This window comes from Archangium sp., assembly GCF_036388035.1.
Lineage (GTDB): Bacteria > Myxococcota > Myxococcia > Myxococcales > Myxococcaceae > Archangium.
Map to the genome: position 1 here is coordinate 1 of NZ_DASVSO010000486.1, position 6,526 is coordinate 6,526.

Annotated in this window: 10 protein-coding genes; all 10 read right to left on the reverse strand. The window is 66.3% G+C overall.

The window, feature by feature from the left end; all coding sequences use genetic code 11:
- Nucleotides 1-314 (reverse strand): 50S ribosomal protein L17 (rplQ, locus tag VF697_RS19575; protein ID WP_331097187.1); only part of this gene is annotated, 314 nt, incomplete at its 3' end.
- Nucleotides 315-487: 173 nt separating this feature from the next.
- Nucleotides 488-1,555, reverse strand: coding sequence for a DNA-directed RNA polymerase subunit alpha (locus VF697_RS19580; protein WP_331097189.1), 1,068 nt, complete (start codon nt 1,553-1,555; stop codon nt 488-490).
- A gap of 198 nt (nt 1,556-1,753) precedes the next feature.
- The gene (gene rpsD, locus VF697_RS19585; protein WP_331097191.1) at nt 1,754-2,380 is read right to left on the reverse strand and encodes a 30S ribosomal protein S4; all 627 of its coding nucleotides are present in this window, start codon (nt 2,378-2,380) and stop codon (nt 1,754-1,756) included.
- Nucleotides 2,381-2,444: 64 nt separating this feature from the next.
- Nucleotides 2,445-2,891: a 30S ribosomal protein S11 gene (rpsK, locus tag VF697_RS19590; protein ID WP_331097192.1), complete on the reverse strand. Its 447-nt coding sequence runs from the start codon at nt 2,889-2,891 to the stop codon at nt 2,445-2,447.
- Between the two features lie 68 nt (nt 2,892-2,959).
- On the reverse strand, nt 2,960-3,343 hold the full coding sequence (rpsM, locus tag VF697_RS19595) for a 30S ribosomal protein S13 (protein WP_331097194.1): 384 nt from the start codon (nt 3,341-3,343) through the stop codon (nt 2,960-2,962).
- A 52-nt stretch (nt 3,344-3,395) separates the two neighbouring features.
- Entirely contained in the window at nt 3,396-3,512 is a 117-nt protein-coding gene (gene rpmJ / locus VF697_RS19600) for a 50S ribosomal protein L36 (protein WP_002633586.1), read from the reverse strand.
- Between the two features lie 76 nt (nt 3,513-3,588).
- Nucleotides 3,589-3,807 (reverse strand): translation initiation factor IF-1, encoded by a 219-nt coding sequence (gene infA / locus VF697_RS19605; protein WP_043409051.1) that lies wholly within the window; start codon nt 3,805-3,807, stop codon nt 3,589-3,591.
- Between the two features lie 145 nt (nt 3,808-3,952).
- Nucleotides 3,953-4,711 (reverse strand): type I methionyl aminopeptidase, encoded by a 759-nt coding sequence (gene map, locus VF697_RS19610; protein WP_331097200.1) that lies wholly within the window; start codon nt 4,709-4,711, stop codon nt 3,953-3,955.
- A gap of 87 nt (nt 4,712-4,798) precedes the next feature.
- Nucleotides 4,799-5,446, reverse strand: coding sequence for an adenylate kinase (locus tag VF697_RS19615; protein ID WP_331097202.1), 648 nt, complete (start codon nt 5,444-5,446; stop codon nt 4,799-4,801).
- Between the two features lie 138 nt (nt 5,447-5,584).
- Nucleotides 5,585-6,526, reverse strand: a 942-nt coding sequence (secY, locus tag VF697_RS19620) for a preprotein translocase subunit SecY (protein ID WP_331097204.1), incomplete at its 5' end; no start/stop codon positions are given.

Sequence of the window (6,526 nt, forward strand, 5' to 3'; positions counted from 1 at the left end):
CCCTTGCGGAAGCCAAGGCGAACGATGCGGGTGTAACCGCCCGGGCGGGTGGCGTACCGGGTCTTGTACTCGCTGAACACCTTCTGGAGGATGGCGCGGTTGCGAACCGTCCGCTCCGCGAGGCGCACGTTGGCCAGACCACCGCGCTTGCCGAGGGTGATGATGCGCTCGGCGATCGCCCGGGCCTCCTTGGCCTTGGGCAGCGTGGTGCGGATGGCCTCGTGCTCGAGCAGCGAGGTGACCATGTTGTGGAGCATCGCGAGCCGGTGGCTCGTGGTGCGGTGGAGCTTCCTCTGTCCAATCTTATGACGCATGGTGCTGACTCCGGACCCTCAGCGGGTCCACCACTCCGGCCGTACGAGGTACCGGGTGGGAAGAATGGACCCGACACGAGGTCCACCGTTGCATGTTGGGCCTGGGAAGGCCCCCTCCTCCCCCGCGGCACGCTGCCATGCCACCGCGCGAGAGGAGGTCCTGCGAGAGCTGACTAGGCCTTCGGAGCGGCGGCGGCTGCGGCGGCGGCGGCCGCGGCACCCGCGTTCGGGGCGGGAGCGGGCGGCGGGGTCTTCGGAGGCCAGTTCTCCAGCTTCATGCCGAGCGACAGGCCCATCTCCGCGAGGATCTCCTTGATCTCCTTCAAGGACTTGCGGCCGAAGTTCTTGGTCTTGAGCATCTCGGCCTCGGTGCGCTGCACGAGATCACCGATGGTCTTGATGTTGGCCTGCTGCAGGCAGTTGGCGGAGCGCACCGAGAGCTCCAGCTCGTCCACCGAGCGGAAGAGGTTCTCGTTGAGCTTGGCCTCCTCCTTGGGGGCCTCGACCGCCACGGGCTCCTCGGTCTCGTCGAAGTTGACGAACACCGTGAGCTGCTCCTTGACGATCTTCGCGGCGTACGCCACGGCGTCCTGGGGGGTGACGGAACCGTCCGTCCACACCTCGAGGGTGAGCTTGTCGTAGTCGGTGACCTGACCGACGCGGGCGTTGGTGACCTGGTAGTTCACCTTGCGGATGGGGGAGAACAGCGAGTCGATCGGGATGGTGCCGATCGGCGAGCCCGCCACCTTGTTCGAGTTGGCCGGCACGTAGCCACGGCCGCGGCGGCAGGACAGCTCCATGCGGACCTTGCCACCCTCGGAGACGGTGCAGATGTGGTGACCCGGGTTGAGGATCTCCACGTCCTGGTCGGCGATGATGTCACCGGCCTTGACCTCCTTGGGGCCCTCGGCCTCGATGCGGAGCGTCTTGGGCTCGTTCGTGTGCATCCGGAGGAGAACCTCCTTCAGGTTCAGCACGACGTCCGTGACGTCCTCGACCACCTCGGGGATGGTGGTGAACTCATGATCCACGCCATCGATCTTCACGGTGGTGATGGCGGCGCCCTGCAGCGACGACAGGAGCACGCGGCGCAGGGAGTTGCCCAGCGTGGTACCGAAGCCACGCTCGAGCGGCTCGGCCACGAACTTGGCGTAGGTGGGGGTGAGCGAGTCCTGATCGACCTCGAGCCGACGCGGCTTGATGAGATCCCGCCAGTTCTTCGCGATGTAAGAGTCAGCCATGTTCTTCTGCTCCTCATGACGTGCGCCACCACCGACTTACCCGCCAAGGAGCGGGAGGATGGGCACGTGGGGTTCCTTGGATAGCGCCAGGCCTCGCGGGCTGCACGGACGAGGTCTGGCAGAAGCACGACGCCCCGGCGGTGAGGCCAGGGCGCGTACGACAGCTCCAGCGGTTCGCTCGCGAGCGAGCGGAGCCGATTACTTGGAGTAGAGCTCCACGATGAGCTGCTCCTGGATCGGCATGGTGAGGTCCTCGCGGTTCGGAGCGGTGCGCACCGTGCCCTTGAAGCCCTTCTTGTCCAGGTCGATCCACTGCGGCACGCCACGGCGATCCACGGTCTCCAGCGCCTCGGAGATGCGGAGGATCTTCCGGCTCTTCTCGGCCACCTCGATGGAGGCGCCCGGCTTCACCGCGAACGACGGGATGTTGACCCGCTTGCCGTTCACCGTGAAGTGACCGTGACGCACCAGCTGGCGAGCCTCGGCGCGGGTGTCCGCGAAGCCCATGCGGAACACCACGTTGTCCAGGCGGAGCTCCAGCTGCTGCAGGAGGTTCTCACCCGTCTTGCCCTTGGCCGCGGAGGCGCGGTGGTAGTAGCCGCGGAACTGGCTCTCGAGCAGGCCGTACATGCGCTTGACCTTCTGCTTCTCGCGCAGCTGCACGCCGTAGCCGGAGAACTTCACGCGGCCCTGGCCGTGCTGACCGGGGGGATAGGGGCGGCGCTCGATGGCACACTTGTCCGTGTAGCAGCGGTCACCCTTCAGGTACATCTTCAGGTTCTCACGCCGGCAGATGCGGCAGGCGGAGGCGGTATAACGGGCCACGATGCTTCTCCGTGTAAAGATGGTCTAGGGCCGCTCTCCATGAAGAGAGCGGCCCGGAGTGGAACTAGACGCGGCGGCGCTTCGCCTGACGGCAGCCGTTGTGCGGGATGGGCGTCACGTCGCGGATGAGGGCGATCTTCAGGCCGGCGGCGGCCAGAGCACGCAGGGCGGACTCACGACCCGCGCCCGGACCCTTCACCAGCACCGTCACGTTCTTCAGACCGTGCTCCATGGCCTTCGCGGCGGCGTCGCCAGCGGCCACCTGGGCGGCGAACGGCGTCGACTTGCGGCTGCCCTTGAAGCCACGGGCGCCGGCGGAGGACCAGGAGATCACGTTCCCGGACACGTCCGTGATCGTGATGATGGTGTTGTTGAACGTGGACTGGATGTGGACCACGCCGTTGAGGATGCTCTTCTTGCCCTTCTTGCTCTTCTTGCGCGCCGCGGCGGGCTCACCCGTCGCGGGGGCGGCAGCGGCAGGGGCCGCAGGCGCGTTGGTCTCTTCAGCCATGGAACTCGTTGCTCCTGGAAGCAGGTGATCGACGCCGGCTCCTCACGGGGCCGGCGCAGGTGGAAGAACTAGCGAGCGGCCGTCGCCGGCTTGGCGCGCACGATGCCGCGCTTCGGGCCCTTGCGGGTACGCGCGTTGGTGTGCGTGCGCTGACCACGAACCGGCAGGCCCTTGCGGTGACGCAGGCCGCGGTAGCAGCCCAGGTCCATCAGGCGCTTGATGTTCATGGTCACCTCACGACGGAGGTCACCCTCGACCTTGTAATTGGTCTCGAGAACCTCACGGATCTTCCGCGTCTGCTCCTCGGTGAGATCCTTGGTCCGGGTGGCGAGGTCAACCCCCGCAGCCTCGATGATGTCGTGGGCGGACTTGCTGCCGATCCCGTAGATGTACTGCAGCGAGATCACCGCGCGCTTGTTGGGCGGGAGGTCGACGCCAGCGATACGAGCCATCTTCTTCGTTCCTCGGTGTGGAGTTGGTCTGGAGCTTCAGGTCCTGTGGACCCTAGCCCTGGCGCTGCTTGTGCCGCGGGTTGGACGCGCAGATGACGCGCACGATGCCCTTGCGGCGGACAACCTTGCACTTGTCGCAAATCTTCTTGACGGACGCCCGAACCTTCATGGCGGTACTTCCCTTCCTTACGCTTTAGAGAAAAGCCTCGAGGGGCTGTCCGCCATTCCGCGGAAGCAGGCCCCTTCTACTTCGCCCGGTAGGTGATGCGGCCCCGGGACAGATCGTACGGGGACAGCTCCACCTTCACCTTGTCGCCCGGGAGGATGCGGATGAAGTGCATCCGCATCTTGCCCGAGATGTGCGCGAGCACCTTGTGGCCATTGTCCAGCACCACGCGGAACATCGCGTTCGGGAGGGGCTCCATGACCGTCCCCTCAACTTCAATGGAATCATCCTTCGGCAATCAGATAACCCTCTTGCGGACCACCTGAACTTCTGGAAGCGCGGCGGGATACCACTTCGGTCCGCAAGTGACAAGCATCCTCGCGCAGTAAACCACGGAATCCTACCAACCCCCGTGTACTCCCTCGAATTTCTCCCACCTGCCCCTACCTGCTGCGGGTGAGAACTTCCGGCCCTCCCTCGGTGATGAGCACCGTGTGCTCGAAGTGCGCGGAAAGCTTGTTGTCGAGGGTGACGGCTGTCCAGTCGTCGTCGAGGAGGTCCACCTCGTAAGTGCCCTGGTTCACCATGGGCTCGACCGCAAGGACCATTCCCGGACGGAGCTTCATGCCGCTGCCTGGCTGCCCGTAGTTGGGGACCTCGGGCTTCTCGTGGAGGTGCCGGCCGATGCCATGGCCCGTGAAGTCGCGAACCACCGAGAAGCCACGGGCCTCCACATAACTCTGGACCGCGTGGCCGATGTCCCCGATGCGGTTGCCGGCCACCATGGCCTGGATACCTTTGTTCAGTGACTCCCGGGTGGCGTCCAGCAGGGCCTTGGCCTCGGAGCTCACCTTCCCCACCGGCACCGTGCGGGCCGAGTCTCCGAAGAAGCCCCGGTACACCACCCCGAAGTCCAGCTTCATCAGGTCCCCCTCCTGCAGCTTGCGCCGCTTGGAGGGGATGCCGTGGACGACCTCGTGGTTGACCGAGGCGCACAGGCAGGCCGGGAAGCCGCGGTAGCCCTTGAAGGCCGGCCTGGCTCCCTTCGCGTAGATGAGCTTCTCGGAGAGGGCGTCCAGGTCCCAGGTGGTGACGCCCGGCGCCACGGCCTTCTCGAGCTCGTCCAGGATCTCACTCACGATGCGCCCCGCCTCGCGCATCAGGGCGATCTCCTCCTGGCTCTTGATCTCGACCTGGCTCATGACTGCCTCGACCCTGTTGGAACCGCTGGGAGGCGGCAGCACAGTCCGCGCGCCCCTCCCCTGCCCTCCCGCCTGCCCTGGAGGCCCTCAGGCCTTGCCCAGGGCCTTCTTGATCTCCTCGTAGATGCCCTCGGGAGAGCCCACCCCGTCGATGCTCTTGAGCAGGCCACGTTGCGCGTAGAACTGCTTCAGGGGCGCGGTCTCCGCGTCGTACTTCTTCAGACGCTTCTCGATGACCTCGGCCTTGTCGTCCTCGCGCTGGACCAGCCCGGTGCCGTCCTTGTCGCAGAACCCCGCCCGCTTCGGGGGGCTCTGGTAGACGTGGTAGACGGACCCGCAGGTGGGGCAGGAGCGACGCCCCGAGCCGCGCTCGATGAGCTTCTCGTGCGGCACCTCCGGGGACACCACCGCATCCAGCTTCTTGCCCAGCTTGGCGAGCATGCGCTCGAGCGCCTCGGCCTGGGGGATGGTGCGGGGAAACCCGTCCAGCACGAAGCCATGGGCGCAGTCTGGCTCCTTCAGGCGCTCCTCCACGATACCGATGACGATCTCGTCCGGCACGTAGGCGCCCGCGGCCATCAACGGCCCGGCCATCTTGCCCAGCTCGGTGCCCTCGCGGACCGCCTTGCGGAGGATGTCGCCCGTGGAGATCTGAGGAATCTTGAAATCCGCGTACAGCTTCTTCGCCTGGGTCCCCTTCCCGGCGTTAGGCGGGCCCAACAGGATGAGGTTCATGTATTCCTCTCAGCTCGTCAGGAAGGAGCATGCGGGGGGTCACGGCGCCTCTCCCGCGCTGCTCGAACACCCCTGGAACGACGAGGCGCCCCTCCCCGGGGTTGGGGGGGAGGAGCGCCAGCGAACGCACTGCTTCAACTAGGCTGCCACGCGCACGCGGCCACGGATGCGGGGACCGCGCGGACCGGCGAAGCCCTCGTAGTTGCGGCTGATGAGGTGACCCTCGATCTGCTGCACCGTGTCGAGCGCCACGCCCACCACAATCAGCAGCGCCGTGCCGCCGAAGGTGAAGCGCACACCCAGCATGTTGGTGATGATGGACGGAACCACGCAGATGGCCGCCAGGTAGAGCGCGCCACCGAAGGTGATGCGGTTGAGCACGCCCTCGATGAAGTCCGCCGTCTGCCGACCCGGACGGATGCCCGGGATGTAGCCGCCCTGCTTCTTGATGTTGTCCGCCACGTCGTCCGGCCGGAAGGTCAGCGCCGTGTAGAAGTACGAGAAGAAGATGATGAGCAGGACGAAGATGCCGTTGTACACCCAGGGGCTGGACTCGATGCTGCGCTGCACGCCCTGGAGGAACGGGAACCAGGTGCCCAGCGTGGCCGGGAAGGACAGCAGCGCGCCGGCGAAGATCGGGGGAATCACGCCCGAGGTGTTCACCTTCATCGGGAAGTAGGTGGCCTGACCCGCGAACATGCGGCGGCCGGCCATGCGCTTGGCATACTGCACCGGGATGCGACGCATGCCGCGCTCGACGTAGCACACCACGCCCACCACGAGGACCATGAACACCAGCAGGGCCGCCACGGCCGCGAGGCTGATGACCTCCTGCTGCACGAGGTCCAGCAGCGTCTTGCCGCTGGGGAGCAGGCCGGCCACGATGCCCGCGAAGATGATGAGCGAGATGCCGTTGCCGATGCCGCGCTCGGTGATGCGCTCGCCCAGCCACATGATGAACGCGGTACCCGCCGTCAGGCTGACCACGGTCATGAAGGTGAACCAGGCGCTGTCGTTGGGGACCACGACCTGATTGAAGCCGCTCTGCCCCGCGTCGCTGCGGCCCAGCGAGGCCAGCCA